The following is a 20,524-nucleotide window of genomic DNA, read 5'->3' on the forward strand; positions in this document are numbered from 1 at the left end:
CGCCGCGCGGGCCGCTCAGTCGGCCGGCCGCCGCGCCGTGCCCAGCACCGCCGGCGAGGTCGGCAGCGTCGGCCCGCGCTCCGGCACCTTCAGCCGGCGCACCCGCAGCACCTCGAACCCGGCCGTGCGGATCTCGCCCAGCGGGTCCCGGCCGGTGTGACAGCCGCCCATCAGCAGTGGCCAGACCGTCTGGTCCAGCGACCACTGCACCGCCGCCAGACCCCGTCCCGCGGCCCGCCCGTGCTCGAAGAACCGCAGCTCACCGCCCGGCCGCAGCACCCGGCGCAGCTCCATCAGGGCCCGCTGCACCTCACGCACCGAACACAGCACCAACGACGCCACCGCGGTGTCGAACGCTTCGCTCTTGACCGGCAGCGCCTCCGCCACACCCGGCACCAGATCCACCGGCACCTCCGCACGCGCCGCCGCCGATCTGGCCACCTCGCGCAAGGTGGACTCCGGTTCGATCGCCACCACCTCCGAGACCGTCCCCGGATAGTGCGCAAAGTTCAGCCCGGTGCCCGCGCCGACCTCGATGACCCGGCCCGTGGCGCCCGTCAGCAGCTCTTTCCGGAGCGCGGCCACCCCCGCCCGGGCATCCGCGGCCGGACCACAGCAGCTCGCATAGAAGCGGGCGAACACCGGGTGGTGCACCGTGCCGTGCGGAACTCTTCTGCGCTGCCACATGACGGACCCCTTCGCCGACGCTGCCCGCTCCTGCAGTCAGTCTCCCCACCGGGCGGGCAAGGAGTCACCGGGAGCCACCCCGTCCGCGGCCCGGAAATCCGTACGAGACGAGGGCCATCGCGCCGCACGGGGGCTTCCGGCGGCCGTCGTCTCCCGTCCTCGCCCCACACGCTCCGCCCTCGCGGAGGTGGTGGGCCGGCGGCCGCACCGGCGTCACGAGGGAATGCGGAACCCGTCCGATCCACCGAGCGCCGGCGCCAGCCAGTCCGGGGCCGCGGCACGGAAGGCATGCGGCGACAGCCCGCCCGAGCCCTCCGGGACCAGGCCGAGGAGCGGGGCGCCCGCGGCGTCCGGGAGGTCCGCCAGATTGCAGCGGGAGGCGAGGTCGGCCTCGGCCGGCCAGCTGCCGATGACGACGCCCGGGGAGTCGAGCCCGTACGAGCGCAGGGCCAGCGCGGTCAGCGCGGTGGCGTTGAGGGTGCCCAGGCCCGCCTGGGCAACCACCAGGACGGGGGCCTCGGCCAGCCGCGCCGCATCGGCGAGCGTATGACCGTCCGCATCGAAGCGGACCAGCAGACCGCCCGCGCCCTCGACCAGCACCAGGTCGTGCGAGGCGGCCAGTTTGGCGGCGGCCTCGGCGATGTCCCCGGGGCGCACCGGCGGCAGACCGGCCCGCAGCGCGGCCGTCGCGGGCGCCAATGGTTCCGGGTAGCGGGCGAGTTCGACGCCGGTGACCGGGCCGGCCAGCCGCTCGACCTCCGCCACGTCACCCGTCTCGTGGGCCGTGACACCGGTCTGGGCCGGCTTGAGCACGGCCACCGAACGGCCCCGGGCCATCGCCGCCGCGGCGATCGCGGCCGTGGTCACGGTCTTGCCGATCTCCGTGCCCGTGCCCGTCACGAACAGCACCGACATGGTGTACCTCCGAACTCTGCGTGGCCGATCCCGCGCAATGACTGTGCGTGTTGCTGTGTGCCCGGTGCTCACCGGCACCGTTACCGGGGCGAAGGGCAGGCGGCGGGGCGCGGACCACCGGCCCCCGCCGCCCGGGAGGTCAGCCCTCGCCCGCCGCCGCGCACACCGCGGCGCAGATGCGCGCCACATCGTCGTCGCCGGTGATGTACGGCGGCATGGTGTAGATCAGATCCCGGAACGGGCGCAGCCACACGCCCTCCCGGACCGCCGCCCGGGTCGCGGCCGCCATGTCCACCTCGTGGTCGAGCTGGACGACACCGATCGCGCCGAGTACGCGCACCTCGCGCACCCCGGCAACGTCTCGGGCCGGCGCCAGACCGTCCCGCAGCCCGGCCTCGATCCGCTTGACCTCCTGTGCCCAGTCCTGGGACAGCAGCAGTTCGATCGAGGCATCGGCAACGGCCGCGGCCAGGGGATTGCCCATGAAGGTGGGGCCGTGCGCCAGCACCGGCAGGGCGCCGCGGGAGATCCCGTCCGCCACGGCAGCCGTGCACAGCGTCGCCGCCAGGGTGAGATACCCGCCGGTCAGCGCCTTGCCGAGGCACATCACATCGGGCGCGACGCCCGCGTGTTCGGCGGCGAAGAGGGCGCCCGTACGGCCGAAGCCGGTGGCGATCTCGTCGAAGACGAGCAGTACGTCATGGGCGTCGCAGGCCTCCCGCAGCACCCGCAGATAGCCGGGGGAGTGGAACGACATACCGCCCGCCCCCTGCACCACGGGCTCCACGATCACCGCCGCCAGCTCCTCGGCGTGCCGGGCGATCAGCTCGCGCAGCTGCGCCGTATACGCCTCGTCCGGCGCCGCATCGAAGCCGGCCGGCGGGGTGTCCGCGAAGATCTGCCGCGGCAGCACCCCCTGCCACAGCTCATGCATCCCGCCGTCCGGATCGCACACCGACATCGGCTGCCAGGTGTCGCCGTGATAGCCGCCCCGCCAGGTCAGCAGCCGCTGTTTGCGCGGCTTCCCGAGCGAGCGCCAGTACTGCAGGCACATCTTGACGGCGACCTCGACCGACACCGAACCGGAGTCGGCGAGGAAGACATGCTCCAGCGGCTCCGGGGTGATGTCGACCAGCCGCTTCGCCAGACGGACGGCGGGCTCATGGGTGAGTCCGCCGAACATCACATGGCTCATGCGTCCCAGCTGGCCGTGCGCGGCGTCATTGAGCACCGGGTGGTTGTAGCCGTGCACCGCCGACCACCAGGACGACATGCCGTCCACCAACTCGTCCTGGCCCTCGACCGGTTCGGCCAGCCGGAGCCGGACACCGGACGCCGACTCCACCAGCAGCGGTGCGGCGCGGCCGGGCATCGGCCCGTACGGATGCCACACATGCTGCCGGTCGAGCGCGAGCAGTTCGCCGGGGGTGAGCAGCTCAGGCATTGGGCGGCAGATCGGTACCGGCACCGCGGCGGCGTACCGACACCAGATCACGGTGGGCGTCGTCGGACGGCGCCGGGACGGTGGCGGCGGGCTCCTTGGCGTTCGCGGGCTCCCCGGCGTCCTCGGACGCGCAGGCTCCCTCGCCACAGCCCTGCCTGCGGTGCTCGGGCAGCGTCGTGGTGTCCGTGCCCTCGACCTCGAAGCCGGCGTCCGCGATCATCGCGAGGTCGTCCTTGCCGGCCTGGCCCTCACTGGTCAGATAGTCGCCGAGGAAGATGGAGTTGACCAGGTGCAGGGCGAGCGGCTGCAGGCTGCGCAGATGCACCTCGCGGCCGCCGGCCAGCCGTACCTCGACGTCCGGGCAGACGAACCGCACCATCGCCAGGATCCGCAGCGCCCGCTGCGGGGTGAGGTTCCATTCCTTGGCGAGCGGGGTGCCCTCGAAGGGGATCAGGAAGTTGACCGGGACGGAGTCCGGGTCCAGGTCGCGCAGTGCGAAGACCACATCGATGAGGTCGGCGTCGCTCTCGCCCATACCGGCGATCAGCCCGGAGCAGGCGGACATACCGGCCGCCTGGGCCTGCTGGACGGTGGACACCCGGTCCGAGAAGTCGTGCGTGGTGCAGATGTCGCCGTATGTGGCTTCCGAGGTGTTGAGGTTGTGGTTGTACGCATCGGCGCCCGCCGTGCGCAGCCGGCCGGCCTGGCCGTCGGAGAGCAGCCCGAGGCAGGCACAGACCTCCACCCCCTCGTTCTGCTCCTTGATGGCGGAGATGGTCTCCGAGACGCGGTCCACGTCCTTGTCCGTGGGGCCCCGGCCACTGGCCACCAGACAGACGCGCTTGGCGCCGCCGGCCACTCCGGCGGCGGCCGCCTTGGAGGCGTCATCCGGCTTCAGCCAGGTGTACTTGAGGATCTCGGCCTTCGAGCCCAGCCGCTGGGAGCAGTACGAGCAGTCCTCGGGGCACAGGCCCGACTTGAGGTTGACGAGATAGTTGAGTTTGACCCGCCGCCCGAACCACTGGCGGCGCACCTTTCCGGCCGCGGCCACGACATCGAGCAGTTCGTCATCGGAGGTCGCCAGTACGGCCAGCGCTTCTTCACGGGTCGGCAACTCGCGCCGCAGTCCCTTGTCCACCAGTGTGTTCAGCAGGTCCATGGCGTTGATCCTGGCGTACGCCACCGCCCCCGGCCAAGGAGGATTCCCACAACGACCCTGGATCGAGGTGTGTGTATCACCACACTGTGGGCGTGCGGAACGACCGCTAACGTCTATCGACAGCCGACAATCGAGGCCGACAGACGAAGGACGCCGATGACGCAGGACACCGCCCCGTCGCTGCTCCACGACACTCCGCCGGCGACCCCCGACGAGCCCACCGCCGCGCCCTCCCGGCCGGTGTACGGCGCTGCCTTCGACTGGATCGACGAGGCCCGCGCCGCACGCCATCATGCCGGTCTGGTCCGCACCCTGCGCCCCCGCCCCGCCGACGCCCGGCTGCTCGATCTGGCCAGTAACGACTATCTCGGACTCGCCCGGCACCCGGAGGTCACCCGCGGCGCGGCCGCCGCAGCGCACCGCTGGGGCGCCGGCGCGACCGGCTCCCGGCTGGTCACCGGCAGCACCGAGCTGCACGCCCGGCTGGAGGCGGAACTCGCCGCGTTCTGCGGCTTCGAGGCCGCTTTGGTGCTGTCATCCGGTTATGCCGCAAATCTCGCCGCCGTCACCGCGCTCACCGCACCCGGCACCCTGCTGGTCTCCGACGCGGGCAACCACGCCTCCCTCATCGACGGCTGCCGGCTCTCCCGGGCCCGGACCGAAGTGGCCCCGCACGCCGACCCCGAGGCCGTGCGTGCCGCGCTGACCGGCCACGAGGGCCGGGCGCTCGCCGTGACCGACGCGGTGTTCTCGGTCGACGGCGATGCCGCGCCGCTCCCGGCGCTCGCCGAGGCCTGCCGGGCAGGGGGCGCCGCGCTGCTCGTCGATGACGCACACGGTCTGGGCGTACTGGGCGAGGGGGGCCGCGGTGCGCTGTGGGCCGCCGGTCTCGCGGGTGACGGCGATGTGGTGGCCACCGTGACGCTCTCCAAGTCGCTCGGCTCCCAGGGCGGTGCGGTGCTCGGACCGGCCCGGGTCATCGAGCATCTGGTCAACACCGCCCGGTCGTTCATCTTCGACACCGGTCTCGCCCCGGCGGCGGCCGGCGGCGCCCTGACCGCGCTCCGGCTGCTGCGCCGCGAACCGCAGCGCGCCGCCCGGGCCGGCCAGGTCGCACGGGAGCTGCACGACCGGCTCACCGCGGCAGGGCTGTCCGCCGTCCGGCCGGACGCCGCGGTGGTCTCGATACGTGCCCCCTCGCCGGAGGCGGCGGTCCGCTGGGCCGCCGACTGCCGGGCGGCCGGACTCGCGGTCGGCTGCTTCCGGCCGCCGTCCGTGCCCGACGGGATCTCCCGGCTGCGCCTGACGGCCCGCGCGGATCTGACGGATGCCCAGCTCGACACGGCGGTCGGCACGATCGTGGCCACGGCACCGGCGGTCTGACGCGCACGACGGACCGGGGCGGCCGGCCGCCGTCGGCACCGGTCGCGCGTGCGTCCGGAGCCCGGTGGCGTGGCATCCCAAATCCGGTCTCGCGTCGCAGAGTTCACCGCAACGAGCGATAGATCTCCGTATATGTGGGTGGATCGAGTATCCCATTGACCGTACGGGTGGCAGTCTGGCGCCCAGCAGAAGTCCGAGGCCGCACCGGTGTCCGGAGCGGCATCCCGGCTCCTTGGTCAGCGGACCGGAGCCGGGCCTCGGTGGGAAAGGGACGGCGCCTCGATGGCAGACCATCACGAATCCTCACTGACTCTGCCGAGCGCCCCCGCCTCGGTCCTCACCGCCCGCAGACACGCCCTGGCCGTGCTCGCCGAATGGGGCCTGCCCGCCGACTCCGAACTCGCCGACTCCCTCCGCCTGATCGTCTCCGAACTCGCGACCAACGCCGTCGTGCACACCTTCGGCCGGTCGCCGGAGTTCACCGTCGAGCTGCGACTGGACCGCGACGAACAGCTGCGGATCGGCATCACCGACAGCCATCCCCGCCGGCCGCGCCGGCTGCCCGCCGCCGTCCAGCAGGACAACGGGCGGGGCCTGGTCATCATCCGCTGCCTCGCCGCGGAAGCCGGCGGCCGTCTCTCGGTCGTACCCACCGAGTCCGGCGGAAAGACCGTCTGGATCACCGTGCCGTGGCAGGCCGCCGTCCGCTGAAGACCGCTGCCGCACCGGCCGCCCGCCGGCTACGGCGCGGGGGAGTGGCGGGTGAAGGCCCCGCGCAACAAGGCACGCAGAGTGTCCGCGGCCGGGCTCCCGCCGCCGGGGCGGTAGGCCACCGAGATCCGGCGGTGCAGCTCCGGCGGGTCCAGGCTGCGGATCCCCAGCGGCGTCACCGAGCCCTCCGCCATCATCTCCGGGACCACCGCCACCCCGAGTCCCGCGCTCACCAGCGCACACACCACCGCATAGCTCGGCGACTCACAGCGCACCGCCACACTCGCCCCGGCCGCCGCCAGCACCGCCTCCACCGCACGCCGGTTCGGGTTGGCCGGCGCCATGCTGACCAGCGGCTGACCGGCCAGCTCGGCGAGCGGCAGCCGTCCGGCGCCCGCCGACAGGGCATGGCCCGGCGCGGTGACCAGCACCAGTTCCTCGGTCAGCAGCGGTTCGAGACGCACCCCCTCCGGCGGCGGCATCGCCTCGCCCGGCACATACTCGTGCGTCAGCGCCAGATCGACCTCGCCCAGCGCCACCGCCGCGGTGGCCTGCGGAGGTACGTACTCCGTGATGCTCAGCTCCACATCGGGGTGCGCCCGCCGGAAGGTGCTGAGCGCGGGCGGCAGCAGATGCGTCCCGGCGGTCATGAACGTGCCGACCCGCAGCCGGCCGCCGGACAGCCCCGTCAGCCGGGACAGCTCATGCCGCGCCTGATCCAGCTCGTCGAGCACCCGCCGGGCCCGTACGACGAGCAGCTCACCCGCCGCCGTCAGCCGTGCCCCGCGGTGGTGGCGCACCAGCAGCGCCGTCCCGGCCTCCCGCTCCAGCTTGGCGAGCTGCTGGGAGAGCGCGGGAGCGGTGTAGCCCAGCCGGGTGGCGGCCCGGGTGATCGAACCGGCCTCCGCCACTGCTACCAGAGCGGCCAGCCGCGTGGGGTCGTACATATAAGAACCTCTTTAGGCTCTCCAAGAACATTGCCAATACCCATTAAAGGCTCTGACCAGCGAAGCTGCTCTCATGGACGGACAGCTGATCGCCTTCACCGGAGTCGCCGCCGGCATGGTCACCATGCCGGGCGCGGATTTCACCGTCGTGGTGCGCAATGCGCTCGACTCGCGCCGGGCGGGGGTGGCGACCGCCATCGGAGTCGCGGGCGGGCTGCTGGTGCACACTGCACTGGCGGTGGCCGGGCTCGCGGCGGTGCTGGTCGCCGTGCCCGCGCTCTTCAGCGCTGTCCAACTCCTGGGCGGGGTCTATCTGTTGTACCTCGGTGCCGGTGCGCTGACCGCGGCCGTCCGGCGCAGGGGCGCGCACGCCGATTCCGCGACCGGCCCGGCCGACCCACCGGCCGACGGCCCGGCTGCCCTCCTGGGCACCGCGCGGAGCCTGCGCCAGGGCTTCCTGACCAATGCCCTCAACCCCAAGGCGCCGGTCCTCTTCCTCAGCCTGCTTCCGCAGTTCGTCCCGGCCGGCGAGCCCGCGCTGCCCCGCACGCTGCTGCTCGCGACGATGGTCGTCGCCCTGGCGCTGGTGTGGTTCCCGGCCGTCGCGCTGCTGGTCGACCGCCTGGGTGGCCTGCTGCGCCGCCCACGGGTCACCCGCGCCCTGGAAGCCGTCACCGGAACGCTGCTCACCACGCTGGGCGGCATCCTGCTCGTCGAGGTCGTGCTGGCCTGACAGACGGGCGCACCCCGGGCAGCCCGCTCAGTGGCGACATCACCCGGCCAAGTTGGCCAATCCCACTGACAATTGATCAGACGTAAGACGAGATCCCAGGTCAGCCGCCCACGCGTCCGTAGGAGACCGTGCGGCTCCAGATCCGCTCCAGCCGCACCACGCTCCCGGCCTTGGGGGCATGCCACATCCGGCCCCGGCCCGCGTAGATGCCGACGTGGTAAATGCCGCGTGCGGAACGGAAGAAGACCAGGTCACCGCGTCTGCGCAGGGAGGCCGGGATATGCCGGGTGCGGACGTACTGTGCGGCGGCGGTACGGGGCAGGGCCCGCCCGGCGCGCTTGAACGAGTACAGCGTCAGCCCCGAACAGTCGAAGCGGTACGGCCCTTGGGCACCGTACTGGTACGGCGCGCCACTCTTAGAGGCCGCGATCCGCAGCGCGTAGGCGGACACGGAGGCGGCTTCGGCGTTCCCGGCCTCTCCTGGGGCGACAGTAGTCCCGCCCAGGGTGACCAGCGTCAGAGCGGTGACGGTGCCGGCGCGTGCCAGCAGATTCGGCGTATGCGTGCGCACAGTCATGCGCAGACCCTTCGTCAGCCGCCTGCGAAGGAAGACCTGTCGGGTTCGGGCAGGCGAAGATGCCCGGCCGTGCGTACGGCTTCACCCCAAGGAGCCCTCGGCCGTCAGGCCGGGACCCCGTCCTGCTCGGGTCCTCCGCTCCCGCCGATCCACAACGTCGACCGGACATCCGGTACGGCGGCGGGATTAGGCGCCCGTCCGGACCGCCCCGTCGCTGTGGCGGGGTCTTGCCGTCGAAGGGATCGTCACGCACCCGGCACCCGAATTCCGAGCTGAAAATGCCGTATGTGAGATTGGTCACATTTGACCTGAATGGTTACTTTTGTTCCCTCAGGTGACGTGGCGCGGGGTGTCGCACCCCCCGGACCAGGGGCGAAACATCAAGGGTCCAAGGAATTGTGTCCGCCCCGCGCAATTCGTCGCCTCCTCACATCGGGCCCGGACGCTACGCCGTATGCGCAGCCCCGTGCGCGTGTCGGGTCAGATGTCCTCGGGCGGTGGCACCGTCACGAGTCCGGCCCGGCGTTCGCCGTCCAGCACCCGCAATGCCCGGGTCAAGGTCTCGCGGTGCAGCTCGCTCTCGCCCCGGTTGTGCATCAGCGTCAACGCGTCGCGCAGCCCGGCGGCCTTGGTCACCAGCGCCTGGGCGGCCCGCAGTCCGGTGTAGGTGCCGCCGCCGCGGGCCGGGTTGATCCTGCCCAGCAGGTCGAGCACCTCCAGATAGCGGTCGATCAGCTCACCCTCGGCACGTGTCAGGGCGGGCAGCGGCGGCAGTTCCGGCGGCAGCATCCGGGCTCACCGCGCACCGAGTTGGGGGACGGACTGCTTGCGCTGATGGGTGAGTCCGTCGATCAGGCCGTACTCCTGGGCGGCTCGGGCGTCGAAGATCTTGTCGCGCTCGATATCGGTGGCGATCCGCTCACGGGGCTGTCCGGTGTGCTCCGCCAGCATCCGCTCCAGCATGTCGCGGGTGCGCAGCAGCTCCTCCGCCTGGATCTGCAGATCGGTGGCCTGGCCCTGGATGGGCTCACTGATCGAGGGCTGGTGGATCAGGATCCGGGCGCCAGGCAGCGCCAGCCGCTTTCCGGGGGTGCCGGCGGCCAGCAGTACCGCGGCGGCGGAGGCGGCCTGCCCCAGGCAGAAGGTCTGCACGTCGCACGACACGAAGCGCATCGTGTCGTAGATGGCGGTCATCGCCGTGAAGGAGCCGCCGGGGGAGTTGATGTAGAGCGAGATGTCCTGCTCGGGTGCGGCATGTTCGAGGTGGATGAGCTGCGCCATCACATCGTTGGCGGAGGCGTCGTCGACCGGGGTGCCCAGGAAGATGATGCGCTCGCTGAGCAGCTTCGAATACGGGTCCATGGTGCGCGTCCCCTGGGACGTGCGCTCGGTGAACTCCGGAAGGATATAGCGGGCCGTTGGTCGCAGCATGAGTGCTCCTCTCTCTGTAGAAAATGTACAGGATGTACGTCCAGTGAGAATGACCGGGGCGTCGTCACCATCACATTCGGCAGCTCGCCAGTCGTCCTCCCCACACCACTGACCAGCCTGGTCCGCGAGCTTGCTGCGACTCGCCGCGGTAAGGCCGAGGTCGGCACCCCGGACGACGTCCCTTGGCTGTTCCGGGCGGTCATCCAGGGCGCCCTGTCACCGACAGCCAGATCGGCAAGCGCCTCCACAACATCGGGATTCGATCCACGCAGGATCGGTCCGCTGCGCTGTTCACCCTCGCGAGCGAGCTGCCTGCCGCGATCCTCGCCCGGATGCTCGGCACCCAGATCAAGGTCGCCGTCCAGTGGCAGAAGGCATCGGCCGGAGACTGGGGCGCCTGCGCCGCCGATGTCGGCCCGCGAGGGAGAACGTGCGTGCGGTGGGCCGCTTAGCCTGGTTTCTCGCACCGCCTTCCAGCAGCTGTGCAACGGGGGTGGGCCCGGGTGAGCCAGGTTCGCCTTCTGGGCCCTCTGGCCCTCGGGGGCCGCGGGCTGCCTGGCCTGGTTCGCCACGGCTGCCGGGTGGACCAGCGATCGGCTTCGCACCCAACTGCTGCACCTGTCGAGCGAGCGCGTCACGGGCCCGTTGGCCGGTTCGAGATCGCGATGCAGACCGACCACTTGGACAGCCAGCCAGACGAGGAACAAGAGGATCAGGACGCCAGTGGCTACCCCAAGCAGTTCGGCTTGAGGCAGGCGCGGTCGGTGGCGAGGCGATCGGTGGGCGGTGTTCACTTCGCGACCACCGCCCAGACCGAGATAGCCGCTGCGAGTACGCCCATCAAGACGGGCACGATCATCTGATACAGCCGGGCTTGGCGCTCTCGTTTCCGCCGGTCGCGCTCGGCCAACTGGTACTGCTCGAACTCACGCTCAAGGACCTCGCGGGCGTCGACAGCCTTCTGCAAGTCCTGGCTGAGCTGGGTGATGCGCTGGTCCGTGTACGCGGACTGCAGCGAATACACCTCGGTCGACACGACCTTGTCCAACCTCGCATTGATGACCTGCGCCTCGCGGCGCGTGGGACTGCGGGGTGAACTGATCCCATTGTGCCTATACGCCCCGCCAAGCCCGGCCGCTACGGAAGCCGGCTGGCCGCCGCCTTGTACTGCCCGGCTTGCTGCGGGGTGAGGTATCGGGAAACGCGGATGACGACGGTGCCGTGGACGTAGTCGTATTCGCTGAGCGCCGGCATCCCCTTGGTGACGGCCTGGATGTACTTGGCTCGCGCTGCGGCGTCGGCTGCGTTGGCGAAAGCTTCGATGGCGCCGCCGAGTTCGATGTCTCCAGGCTTGTGGCCGGACCGGTTGGAGGCGGCTACCCGGCTGTCGGCGAAAGCGACCTTCGAGGTGTACTGGTTCGGCCGCCCGAGGAGATGGTTGGGATCGTTGGCGGCGGTGACAGTGCCGCTCTTTTTGGCGGTGGTCACCGTGGCGGCGATGTCGTTCAGTGCGGTAGCAGCGTCGAGCTTCGTCGCAGCCTTGGGTGCCGTGTGGCCCTTGGCAGGTGCCGCGTCCGGCTTGCTGTCGCCGTTTGAGCAACCGGCCACGGACAGGGTGGCAGCGATGGCCACAGCGGCCAGGGGAAAAGTGGGCTTCATGACCGGGGATGTTCCCACGCGCGACCCGCTGTTCGGGGGCTTTCTGCCACAATTCGCCCCGCTGGGGCGGGAAGCGGGCAGACTGATCCCATGGCGGCTGTCTTCACAGTGCCGGCGGACACGGAAGCCGACGCGGCCGCGGACCTGACCCGCCTGTGCCACCTGCTCGGGCTGCAAGCCGATGGGGGCGCCGTCGGCGGTGCTGGGGCGTGGCCGGTGGCTGGCCCGAGCCGTGCCCGCAGACTGGCCGGCGGAGGCTGAGCAGCAGGTCTGACCTGCGTCGGCTGAATGCCCGTCGGACAAGCCATGGGTTTCGTGTCACGGTCACGGCATGAACAGCTATCCGCGCGCATGCACGCGCTCCGAGTACTCCAGCATCCGCTCCAAGACCTGCCCCTGAACGCGGAAGCCGCTATCGACAGACGTGGACCAAAGCGACCGGGATATTCGAGGAATCCGTCGACCCGATCGTGTCCTGCGTCCAGCTCGCAGATCCACCATTACGGGTCACGGAGAAGGCACCCGCTCCGTGGTCGACAAACTCGTCTCGCACCAGTTCGACCGGCACGACAAAAGATCTGGACTCAGGCCCGCCAACTGCTGGAGCACGAAAGCCCCCACCCGGCACGACCGCCCGAACGCAGGTCAGCCGCAAGTCGCTGCTGGCCAACGTCGCGAACCTCACGGGCCAGCAACGGGCGACTGTCCGCGCACATCACCCGGCTTGAACGGCTCCTGTCCGAGACCCTGGGACAGACGGCTTGGGAAGCCTCCGGGCTCGTCGTCCTCGGCCGACGTCGAGACGCTCACTCGCCGCATCACCGAGCCGGAACAGCAGCTTCTCGACCTACGCGGTGAATTCGCGGAACGCGACGAGGACTTGGGGGCCGCCCACGCCGCCAACCGCGAGCTGGTGGCCCAGGCCAACCGCTGATCGCGTCATCCCTGTCACCCCCACCACGTGAGGGCGACGGCGTTGATGGCCAGAGTCCAGCGGAACGCCATGAGGTATGTCGCCCAAATAGCGCATAACCCGGCAGGTGACTAGCGTGGGAACGGGCTTATAGATATGTGATGGGGTCCTTGCAGCGCACCAAGAGGAGGTACCGCCCTTCAGCGGAGCGTCACGAAAGTCGTATCGGGTGCGTTGCCCCCGGCTCATCGCGACGCACCCCAACTGCTACTGGGTCAACTACACGCAGCGCGACACCAGATGTGCCGTGTATGCGGGGTGGAAGCGGAGCATTTCCATCCTGATTTCTGGCGCCTTCGCGACCTGGTGTGATGTGGCAGTGGCCGCCCGGTCGGTACCAGGACCCTTATCTGGAGACCTAGGCCGGTTGGTCGATGAGGGTGTTCAGACCGCTGATCAGAGCTAACAGTGGGTTGGAAAAGGAAGCACTGCACAGACAGGAGAATCTCGTGAGCTCGGTAGACGAAAAGACTACGAAAATGCAGACCCTTACCGCCAAGGGTGAACCGACCAAGGACGCACCGGAACGAATCGGCGGCCAAACAGGCAACACCAGAGGCCATGGCCAATTTTGGGCGGGCGTCACGGATGGAAGAATCACAAAGGACAGCGCCGTTACGGTTGCAATAACCGAAATAGGCCTCAGTGGGCCGGTGATGGCCCAGGCTCGAATGCAGGTGAGCAATGTTGTCCCCAGGAACGGGGGCGTGGATGTCTGGTGCAACATCGACGCGCCGAGCGACAGGACATTCAGACTGCTCTACGTCATCGGCTGATCAGCACCCTCGCTCAAGGGTGATTGCGGGCGTGGGGCCCGGCTTACCGGCGCGGCCGAGCCCCGGGGTGGACGGTTAGGCACTGTCCGGCGGATCATGCTTCGGGGTCGAGGGCCCGGAGGTCGTAGAGGTAGGAGCGGTCGTTTTTGAAGCTGCGCCAGACGGTGGCCGGGGGTTCGGGTTCGTCAGCGCGGCTGCTGAGGGGATGGGCGGTGACGAGGCCGTCAGCGATCTCGCAGTGCCAGCCGTCGGTCGGCGACCAGAGACACCACACGTTCCCGTCCGTTCGGCGGTAGGCGGGGCGGCCGTTGTGCTCGCCGTCGCGTTCGAAGTGGTAGCGGAGCCCGTCGATGTGGCGCACGAAGACGAAGGATGCAAGTGTCGTCATGCCTTCGGCACTGTATGGGACGGCGCTGCTGGCGGCTGAGGAGTTCTGGGCGTAACCAGGTGCAGGGCGCATCTCGCGGGCGGAGCCAGAGCCGGATTGCGGCGACGGCGACGGTTCCGTGGAAGACGTAGGCGGGTGAGTGCGGTGTCGATCTCCTTGGCGACGCCGGGGCCGTGCCAGTGAGTGCCGGCGCCGATGGCGTCCGGGCCGTCGGGGCGCAGGCGGTGAGCATAGTGCTCGGTGCGGGCGGCGAGTGGCAGCATGGCGAGGGGCGAGTCGTGCGGTGCGGTTTCCGCGGCGCGTCTGGCGAACTCGTCCATGCCGATGAGGGACCCGCATTCGCGAGGGGAGATGGGAGTGGGGTCGGCCGGGCAGGCTTCGGGGGCGCGTAGGCAGAGATTTTCGGCGCGGGCCGCGGCCGCCCGGCCGTGCTCGGGGGACCGGCCGGCCAGTACGTGGGCCTGGACGACAGTCGCATCCGGTGATTCGGGGTGGGCGGTGGCCCAGCGGTCGGCGACGGCCGGCGGCAGGGTCCGGGCAAGTACGCAGATCCGGTGAGAACGGCGGTCCCAGTCGGAGCCGGTCGCGCGGAGTAGATCGGCGACGGGCTGCCAGGCTGCGTGGGCCGGCGCCGAGGCCATGCAGTTGGTGGGAGGGGCGGATCTCTGCGAGGGCGCGGCGCAGGTCGCGGTCGTCGAGTTCGAGGCTGATGCGGACCTTTCGGATCCGGTCTCGGCGTCGCAGCATCTGGGGTCCTGGAGGGGAGGGGGTGCCGCGCTGGGATAACGGCGCGGCACCCCGGGTCGGTCAGCAGCAGCGGCTGCTCGGGTGGGTCTCCCGGTGCTGTGTGCGCAACTGCTCGTACTCCCGGCGGGTGGGGACGGGGGCGTACGGGTGGTTGCGGCGGTGGCGTTCGCAGTAGCGGTCGTAGGCGGTCTCGCCGGTGAACTCCCGTACGTACCAGCGCAGTCCGTCCAGAACGTGACGGAGCGTCATTCGCGGGCTCCGGCAAGCTCCTTGCGGTGTCCCGGTACCGGTGCTTCGATCTGCGAGGCGACGTACGGGGCCTCCGTGGTCGGCAACGGGGCGGGCGAGCGCAGAGCGCGGACGCACACCACGGCCGCGTTGGCGATCACGATCGCGACCAGTAGGAGGAAGACGGCGATGAGGACGCCGTCGACGGTGGAGTTGGTGACCACGGTGTGCATGTCATCCATGTTCTTGGCGGGAGGAAGGATGGTGCCGGCGTCAATGCCGTCGGCGTACTTCTGCCGCTGGGCGAAGAAGCCGACGCGCGGGTCGTCGGAGAAGATCTTCTGCCAGCCGGCTGTGAAGGTGACGGCGACCACCCAGGCCAGTGGGACGGCAGTGACCCATGCCCAGCGCAGCCGTCCGGACTTGACGAGGACGGTGGTGCAGACGGTCAGGGCGACGACGGCAAGCAGCTGGTTGGCGATGCCGAAGAGCGGGAAGAGCTGATTGATCCCGCCGAGCGGGTCGGTGGCACCGGTGTAGAGGAAGTAGCCCCAGGCGGTCACGACCAGTGCACTGGTGATCCAGATGCCCGGCTTCCAGTTGACGCGGCCGATCGGCTTCCAGACGTTGCCGAGCATGTCCTGGAGCATGAAGCGGCCCACCCGGGTGCCCGCGTCGACCGTGGTGAGGATGAACAGCGCCTCAAACATGATCGCGAAGTGGTACCAGAAGGCCTTCATCGCGGCGCCTCCGAAGACCCCGGAGAAGATCTCCGACATTCCGACGGCGAGGGTGGGCGCACCGCCGGAGCGGGCGATCAGCGTCTGCTCCTCCACCGCCTTGGCGGCGGCGGTCAACTGGTCGGGAGTGATGGAAAAGCCGAGGCCGGCCACCGCCTGGGAGGCGGATTCGGCGGTGGTGCCGAGCAGTCCCGCGGGGGCGTTCATGGCGTAGTACAGGCCCGGGTCGAGGACCGCGGCGGCGATCAGGGCCATGACGGCTACGAAGGACTCCATCAGCATCGCGCCGTAGCCGATCATCCGTACCTGGGATTCCTTCTGGATCAGCTTCGGGGTGGTCCCGGAGGCGACCAGGGAGTGGAAGCCGGACAGAGCGCCGCAGGCGATGGTGATGAACAGGAACGGGAAGAGGGAGCCGGCGAAGACCGGTCCGGTGCCGGAGGCGGCGAAGTCGCTCACCGCGTCCGCCTGCAGCGTGGGCGCCGCCACCAGCACGCCGACCGCCAGCAGCGCGATGGTGCCGATCTTCATGAAGGTGGAGAGGTAGTCGCGCGGCGCGAGCAGCATCCACACCGGCAGGACGGACGCGACGAATCCGTAGCCGGCCAGGCAGAAGACGAGGGTCGTGGGGCTCCAGGTGAAGGCGTCCGCGAGTGAGGAGTTCTCGATCCAGCCGCCGCCGACGATGGCGAGGAGCAGCAGCGCGACACCGATCAGGCTGGTCTCGGTGACCCGTCCGGGGCGCAGGTATTGCAGGTAGAAGCCCATGAAGAGGGCAACTGGGACGGTCATGGCAACCGAGAAGGTGCCCCACGGGGAGTGGGCGAGGGCGTTGACCACGACCAGCGCCAGCACACCCAGCAGGATGATCATGATGACGAAGACGGCGATCAGCGCGGCCGCCCCGCCGACCTTGCCGATCTCCTCGCGTGCCATCTGGCCCAGGCTCTTGCCGTCACGTCGCATGGACAGGAAGAGCACCACCATGTCCTGCACCGCCCCGGCGAAGATCACGCCGACGACGATCCAGATGGTCCCCGGCAGATACCCCATCTGGGCCGCGAGCACCGGCCCGACCAGCGGCCCGGCCCCGGCGATCGCCGCGAAATGATGGCCCAGTAGCACCCGGCGGTCGGTCGGCTGGAAGTCGACCCCGTCCTCCAGCCGCTCGGCGGGAGTGGCCCGGCTGTCGTCGAGCTTCAGCACGCGCCGGGCGATGAAGCGTGAGTAGAAGCGGTACGCGATGGCGTACGAACCCAGCGCCGCGACCACCAGCCAGACGGCAGAGATCTCCTCGCCGCGGGCCAGGGCCACCATGCCCCAGGCGACGGCCCCAAGGAGGGCGATACAGGTCCACAAAATAATGGATTTCGGACGCGCGTGGGTGGTTTTGGGCATGGCGGATCCTCGCCTCGGTGGGTCAGGAGAAGGCTGAAAGGGAAGGCGTCAGGGTTTGGGCGGACGCCGGGTCAGCAGATACGCCGCGAGCAGGGCGAGGCTGCACCCCGGCACCCAGGCGAGCTGGTACCAGTAGAAGAACGGCACCCCAGCCAGCTGCGGCCGGTCCTGCGAGTACCAGGGCGCCCAGAGCAGGGCGACCACAGGAGCGACGAGGCAGACACCGGCCGCGACCCGGCGCCAGACGTGGTGAGGGGGTGCGATCCGTACCACAGCGCCTCCTCGTTCCTGTCGGTCTGTGCAAGAGTTGCCGATGTCCGCGATTCGGTTGACAGCAGATTTCCAAGAAATTTCCCCGGAGTTCCTGTCATCGCAGCCGGCTCCCCGCGCAACTCGTATGCGACAGGGATCGCGCACCCCAGGACACCAAGGACGGTGACCGATGATCGAAGGCCCCATGGCCGCGGCGTTCCTCGCCGTCATCGGCGGTGCGTCCCTGCTCGCCGTCACTGCCCGCCGCCTGCATACCAGCAACGACCTGCCCTCCCTGGAGGTCTGGGCGCTGGCCGACCGAAGCCTCGGCACCCTCTGGACGTGGCTGCTGCTGGGCGGCACGATCTTTACCGCGTACACCTTCGCCGCCGTACCCGGCCTGGTGTACGGCAACGGTGCGCCCGCCTTCTTCGCCCTCCCCTACACCGTGATCGTCTGTCCGCTCGCCTTCATTCTGCTGCCCCGGATGTGGAGCGTGGCGCGGGACCACGGCTATGTCACCGCAGCCGACTTCGTGCGCGGACGCTACGGTTCTGCGCCGCTGGCCCTGGTGGTCGCGCTCACGGGCATCCTCGCCACGATGCCCTACCTTGCCCTGCAGCTCCTGGGCATCCGCGCCGTGCTCACCGCGGGCGGGCTCTACCCGAGTGCCGTCACCGGTGACCTGGCGATGGCCGCGGTCTTCGCCGGTCTCGCGGTGGCGACCTACCGGCACGGTCTGCGCGCACCCACCGTCATCTCCGCGCTCAAGGGCGTGGCGGTCTTCGGCTCGGTACTCGCCGTCAGCTGGCTCGTCCTGGCCCGTCTTGGCGGCCCCGGGGCGGTCTTCGACCGGGCCGCCCACCGGCTCACCGGCCCGGACTCCGGCGGCGCCGCCCTCGTCCTCACCCCTGACCAGCAGCCGGCCTTCGCCACTCTGGCTCTGGGTTCGGCACTGGCCCTGCTGATGTACCCGCACGTCCTCACCGCCGCCTTCGCCGCCTCCGGTCCGCGCGTCCTGCGCCGGGTCGCCGTCGCCCTGCCCGCCTGGACCGCGCTGCTCGCGCTGTTCGGACTGCTCGGCATTGCGGCGCTTGCCTCGGGCGTCGAGGCCCCCGAGGGCGGCGCCGAGGCCGCCGTCCCCATCCTGGTGAACCGCCTGATGCCGGCGCCGCTGGCGGGTGTGGTCTTCGGCGCGATCACCGTGGGGGCGCTGGTCCCGGCCGCCGTCATGTCGATCGCGGCCGCGACCTCGTTCGTACGCAATGTGTACACCGAGTACTTCCACCCCACCGCCACCCCCAAGCGTCAGGTACGGATCGCCAAGGCTGTCTCCCTCACTGCGAAGGCGGGAGCGGTCGCGTTCGTCTTCGGGCTGCGGGACCAGGACGCCATCAACCTCCAGCTCCTCGGTGGCATCTGGATCCTCCAGATCTTCCCCGCGGTGGCCATCGGACTGTTCACCCGCCGGCTGCATCACCGGGCACTGCTCACCGGATGGGCCGCCGGGATGGTGTGGGGCACGGTCATGGTCGTACGCGAGGGCTTCTCACCCGTCGTCTCACTCGGCCTGCCCGGCATGTCCGGCCATCCCCCGGAGATCTACGCGGGACTGGCCGCCCTGATCATCAACCTGGTGATCGCGCTGACCGGCACCGCGGTACTGGACCGGATCGGCACACCCCGAGGCACGGACTCCACCACACTTTCCCCCTGCCTGAAAGTCAGGCACCGGCCCGGGACGGGAGCGAGCAACTCATGAGACGCACCATCAGAACCACGGCTGTCCCGCGGCCCGCGGGACACCCGGTGGTGAACGGCAGCGCTGCCGCTGACGCTGCCAGGCCGGGCCGGACGGCCGCGCCGGCTCCTGCGTCCCCCTCGGCCTCGGCCGACCCGGCCGGACAGGAGCGAGAGACTGCCGTCGCCCGGCTCTTCGACCAGCACTATGCCTCAATGCTCCGCCTCGCCGCGCTGCTGGGCGCCGACGACCCTGAGAACATCGTGGCCGAGGCCTACTACCAGATCTACCGGAAGTGGCGAAAACTTCTCGATGCCGAGTCCGCGGAGGCGTATCTGCGCTCCACCGTCTGCAATCTGACCCGCATGCGCATACGCCATCTCCAGGTCGTCCGTCGGCATGCCGAGGTCTCGCCGGCCGACCCGGTCACCTCGGCCGAGAACTCGGCTCTGCTCCGTGATGATCAGCAGGTGCTGGTCAACGCCCTCCAGCAACTGCCCACCCGGCAGCGCGAAGCCCTCGTGCTGCGCCACTGGCTCGGCCTCAAGGAAAGCGAGATCGCCGCGGCGATGGGCATTTCGGCAGGATCGGTCAAGACCCACACCGCGCGCGGCCTCGCCGCTCTCACCCAGGCGATGGAGGCCCGGCGATGACCACCACCCCGGGCTCCCCCGGCACAGAGAAGCAGCTCCGCGAGACCCTTGAAGCCCTCGCCCACCAGGTGCAACCCGCCCCTGACGCCTACCGCACCGCCCGCGGCGACTGGCTCCGCCGAGAACGCAGGCGCCGCTTGGTCCTCGCGGTCCTCATCACGGTCGTCTTCACCCTCGCCGTACTGATCGGCCTCTGGGTCCTCAACCAAGCGCCCTCCGGCTCCGGAGCGATCTTCACCGGCGCCCACAGCCCGGCCGGCTCAGCACCCCACACGCCGATCCGGCCGGTCATCAGCCCATGAACGTGTAGTGCGTATGGGGCGATGGCAGGCCCGAGCTTGATCCGCTTTGACGGACATTCGAGATCAGGGGTTCTGCCCCGGGAGGATGTCCATCATGGAGAGCATGGGGAAGAAGAAGCCTCGCCCCGCCGTTGGTGTTCGACCACCTGGTCCTCAACGTCGCCGATGTCGAACGGTCCCTGGACTTTTACACCAACCTGCTCGGACTGGAGCCGATGCGTAGCGGGGTGGCGGGCTGGCAAGATCCCCTTCCCGTCGGTGCGGATCACCCCCTTTTCGGAGTTCGGCGGTATGAGGATGTCGAGAACGTGCCGCCGGCTCCGTCCCAGGCACATCAGCGGCCGCCACCGCCGTACGCGGAAGAAGGAGAAGCCAGCATGGCGTCCGCTGTGACATCGCGATGGTCCGGACCCCGGACGGTCACAGCCGGCTCGAGCTGGCGAAGTACCGCAGCCCCGCGGTGATCAGCGCCGGGCCGCGCAACCGGCCGCACAACATTCTGGGCACGCACCGTGTCATGTTCGCCGTTGACCACATCGAGGACACCGTTGCCCACCTGCGCCCTCACGGCGCCGAACTCGTCGGCGAGATCGCCCGGTTCGAGGACAGCCATCTGCTCTGCTACGTCCGCGGCCCGGAGGGCCTCATCGTCGGACTGGCCGAGCAACTGCGCTGAGGTT

The 20,524-nt window shown here is 70.1% G+C and carries 24 protein-coding genes, 2 pseudogenes and 1 riboswitch; of the genes and pseudogenes, 11 read left to right on the plus strand and 15 right to left on the minus strand.

Features of this window, described 5'->3' with window-relative positions; genetic code table 11:
* Window positions 1–15: 15 nt before the first annotated feature.
* The 4 genes from AB0C46_RS06935 to bioB form a co-directional block, all read right to left on the minus strand.
* Window positions 16–687: a class I SAM-dependent methyltransferase gene (locus tag AB0C46_RS06935; protein WP_362826277.1), complete on the minus strand. Its 672-nt coding sequence runs from the start codon at window positions 685–687 to the stop codon at window positions 16–18.
* A gap of 213 nt (window positions 688–900) precedes the next feature.
* Window positions 901–1,602, minus strand: a complete 702-nt coding sequence (bioD, locus tag AB0C46_RS06940; RefSeq protein ID WP_362826279.1) for a dethiobiotin synthase — start codon at window positions 1,600–1,602, stop codon at window positions 901–903.
* Window positions 1,603–1,741: 139 nt separating this feature from the next.
* Window positions 1,742–3,046, minus strand: a complete 1,305-nt coding sequence (locus AB0C46_RS06945) for an adenosylmethionine--8-amino-7-oxononanoate transaminase (RefSeq protein WP_362826281.1) — start codon at window positions 3,044–3,046, stop codon at window positions 1,742–1,744.
* Window positions 3,039–4,205 carry a biotin synthase BioB gene (gene bioB / locus AB0C46_RS06950; RefSeq protein ID WP_362826283.1) on the minus strand — a complete coding sequence of 389 codons (1,167 nt, stop codon included), beginning with the start codon at window positions 4,203–4,205 and terminating at the stop codon, window positions 3,039–3,041. Before bioB ends, AB0C46_RS06945 begins: the two co-directional genes overlap by 8 nt.
* A gap of 156 nt (window positions 4,206–4,361) precedes the next feature.
* On the opposite strand from bioB, the gene AB0C46_RS06955 reads away from it, so the two are divergent.
* Together AB0C46_RS06955 and AB0C46_RS06960 are read left to right on the plus strand one after the other, a co-directional pair.
* Window positions 4,362–5,588: an 8-amino-7-oxononanoate synthase gene (locus tag AB0C46_RS06955; RefSeq protein ID WP_362826285.1), complete on the plus strand. Its 1,227-nt coding sequence runs from the start codon at window positions 4,362–4,364 to the stop codon at window positions 5,586–5,588.
* A gap of 282 nt (window positions 5,589–5,870) precedes the next feature.
* Entirely contained in the window at window positions 5,871–6,299 is a 429-nt protein-coding gene (locus tag AB0C46_RS06960) for an ATP-binding protein (RefSeq protein ID WP_362826286.1), read from the plus strand.
* A 29-nt stretch (window positions 6,300–6,328) separates the two neighbouring features.
* Here AB0C46_RS06960 and AB0C46_RS06965 read toward each other — a convergent pair whose 3' ends face one another.
* Entirely contained in the window at window positions 6,329–7,246 is a 918-nt protein-coding gene (locus tag AB0C46_RS06965; RefSeq protein WP_362826288.1) for a LysR family transcriptional regulator, read from the minus strand.
* A gap of 73 nt (window positions 7,247–7,319) precedes the next feature.
* Between AB0C46_RS06965 and AB0C46_RS06970 the strand changes: the two genes are divergently transcribed.
* Window positions 7,320–7,979, plus strand: a complete 660-nt coding sequence (locus AB0C46_RS06970; protein ID WP_362826290.1) for a LysE family translocator — start codon at window positions 7,320–7,322, stop codon at window positions 7,977–7,979.
* Between the two features lie 100 nt (window positions 7,980–8,079).
* Here the strand turns inward: AB0C46_RS06970 and AB0C46_RS06975 are convergent, their stop codons facing one another.
* The 3 genes from AB0C46_RS06975 to AB0C46_RS06985 form a co-directional block, all read right to left on the minus strand.
* Window positions 8,080–8,556, minus strand: coding sequence for an NlpC/P60 family protein (locus AB0C46_RS06975; protein WP_362826292.1), 477 nt, complete (start codon window positions 8,554–8,556; stop codon window positions 8,080–8,082).
* 4 nt (window positions 8,557–8,560) lie between these two features.
* Window positions 8,561–8,759: riboswitch (cyclic di-AMP (ydaO/yuaA leader) on the minus strand.
* A gap of 277 nt (window positions 8,760–9,036) precedes the next feature.
* Entirely contained in the window at window positions 9,037–9,345 is a 309-nt protein-coding gene (locus AB0C46_RS06980; RefSeq protein ID WP_362826293.1) for a hypothetical protein, read from the minus strand.
* Between the two features lie 6 nt (window positions 9,346–9,351).
* A complete protein-coding gene (locus AB0C46_RS06985; RefSeq protein ID WP_362826294.1) occupies window positions 9,352–9,987 on the minus strand; it encodes an ATP-dependent Clp protease proteolytic subunit in 636 nt (211 codons plus the stop codon).
* A gap of 182 nt (window positions 9,988–10,169) precedes the next feature.
* Between AB0C46_RS06985 and AB0C46_RS06990 the strand changes: the two genes are divergently transcribed.
* The gene (locus AB0C46_RS06990; RefSeq protein WP_362826295.1) at window positions 10,170–10,439 is read left to right on the plus strand and encodes a hypothetical protein; all 270 of its coding nucleotides are present in this window, start codon (window positions 10,170–10,172) and stop codon (window positions 10,437–10,439) included.
* A gap of 338 nt (window positions 10,440–10,777) precedes the next feature.
* On the opposite strand, the gene AB0C46_RS06995 is transcribed toward AB0C46_RS06990, so the two are convergent.
* Together AB0C46_RS06995 and AB0C46_RS07000 are read right to left on the minus strand one after the other, a co-directional pair.
* Window positions 10,778–11,035: a hypothetical protein gene (locus tag AB0C46_RS06995; RefSeq protein WP_362826296.1), complete on the minus strand. Its 258-nt coding sequence runs from the start codon at window positions 11,033–11,035 to the stop codon at window positions 10,778–10,780.
* A gap of 89 nt (window positions 11,036–11,124) precedes the next feature.
* Window positions 11,125–11,646 carry a hypothetical protein gene (locus AB0C46_RS07000; RefSeq protein ID WP_362826297.1) on the minus strand — a complete coding sequence of 174 codons (522 nt, stop codon included), beginning with the start codon at window positions 11,644–11,646 and terminating at the stop codon, window positions 11,125–11,127.
* A 724-nt stretch (window positions 11,647–12,370) separates the two neighbouring features.
* On the opposite strand from AB0C46_RS07000, the gene AB0C46_RS07005 reads away from it, so the two are divergent.
* The gene (locus AB0C46_RS07005; RefSeq protein ID WP_362826298.1) at window positions 12,371–12,580 is read left to right on the plus strand and encodes a hypothetical protein; all 210 of its coding nucleotides are present in this window, start codon (window positions 12,371–12,373) and stop codon (window positions 12,578–12,580) included.
* Window positions 12,581–13,068: 488 nt separating this feature from the next.
* Window positions 13,069–13,395: a hypothetical protein gene (locus AB0C46_RS07010; protein WP_362826300.1), complete on the plus strand. Its 327-nt coding sequence runs from the start codon at window positions 13,069–13,071 to the stop codon at window positions 13,393–13,395.
* A 94-nt stretch (window positions 13,396–13,489) separates the two neighbouring features.
* Here AB0C46_RS07010 and AB0C46_RS07015 read toward each other — a convergent pair whose 3' ends face one another.
* The 5 genes from AB0C46_RS07015 to AB0C46_RS07035 all read right to left on the minus strand — a co-directional run bounded on the left by AB0C46_RS07015 (window position 13,490) and on the right by AB0C46_RS07035 (window position 17,169).
* Window positions 13,490–13,783 carry a hypothetical protein gene (locus AB0C46_RS07015; protein WP_362826301.1) on the minus strand — a complete coding sequence of 98 codons (294 nt, stop codon included), beginning with the start codon at window positions 13,781–13,783 and terminating at the stop codon, window positions 13,490–13,492.
* Window positions 13,780–14,424, minus strand: coding sequence for a hypothetical protein (locus AB0C46_RS07020; protein ID WP_362826303.1), 645 nt, complete (start codon window positions 14,422–14,424; stop codon window positions 13,780–13,782). Before AB0C46_RS07020 ends, AB0C46_RS07015 begins: the two co-directional genes overlap by 4 nt.
* A 166-nt stretch (window positions 14,425–14,590) precedes the next feature.
* Window positions 14,591–14,779, minus strand: coding sequence for a YbdD/YjiX family protein (locus AB0C46_RS07025; protein WP_362826304.1), 189 nt, complete (start codon window positions 14,777–14,779; stop codon window positions 14,591–14,593).
* Window positions 14,776–16,896, minus strand: coding sequence for a carbon starvation CstA family protein (locus tag AB0C46_RS07030; protein ID WP_362826306.1), 2,121 nt, complete (start codon window positions 16,894–16,896; stop codon window positions 14,776–14,778). Before AB0C46_RS07030 ends, AB0C46_RS07025 begins: the two co-directional genes overlap by 4 nt.
* A 48-nt stretch (window positions 16,897–16,944) precedes the next feature.
* Window positions 16,945–17,169, minus strand: coding sequence for a DUF3311 domain-containing protein (locus AB0C46_RS07035; RefSeq protein WP_362826308.1), 225 nt, complete (start codon window positions 17,167–17,169; stop codon window positions 16,945–16,947).
* Between the two features lie 169 nt (window positions 17,170–17,338).
* Between AB0C46_RS07035 and AB0C46_RS07040 the strand changes: the two genes are divergently transcribed.
* The 5 genes and pseudogenes from AB0C46_RS07040 to AB0C46_RS07060 all read left to right on the plus strand — a co-directional run.
* Window positions 17,339–18,910 (plus strand): sodium:solute symporter, encoded by a 1,572-nt coding sequence (locus AB0C46_RS07040; RefSeq protein ID WP_362826310.1) that lies wholly within the window; start codon window positions 17,339–17,341, stop codon window positions 18,908–18,910.
* Window positions 18,907–19,542 (plus strand): sigma-70 family RNA polymerase sigma factor, encoded by a 636-nt coding sequence (locus AB0C46_RS07045; RefSeq protein ID WP_362826311.1) that lies wholly within the window; start codon window positions 18,907–18,909, stop codon window positions 19,540–19,542. The genes AB0C46_RS07040 and AB0C46_RS07045 overlap by 4 nt, the downstream gene beginning before the upstream one ends.
* Window positions 19,539–19,844 (plus strand): hypothetical protein, encoded by a 306-nt coding sequence (locus tag AB0C46_RS07050; protein ID WP_362826313.1) that lies wholly within the window; start codon window positions 19,539–19,541, stop codon window positions 19,842–19,844. The genes AB0C46_RS07045 and AB0C46_RS07050 overlap by 4 nt, the downstream gene beginning before the upstream one ends.
* A gap of 131 nt (window positions 19,845–19,975) precedes the next feature.
* Window positions 19,976–20,117: pseudogene (locus AB0C46_RS07055) on the plus strand (VOC family protein); the annotation flags it as partial.
* Between the two features lie 106 nt (window positions 20,118–20,223).
* Window positions 20,224–20,520: pseudogene (locus tag AB0C46_RS07060) on the plus strand (VOC family protein); the annotation flags it as partial.
* Window positions 20,521–20,524: the final 4 nt, after the last annotated feature.

The sequence above is a fragment of the Streptomyces sp. NPDC048637 genome (assembly GCF_040650675.1).
In the GTDB taxonomy this organism is placed as follows: Bacteria; Actinomycetota; Actinomycetes; order Streptomycetales; family Streptomycetaceae; genus Streptomyces.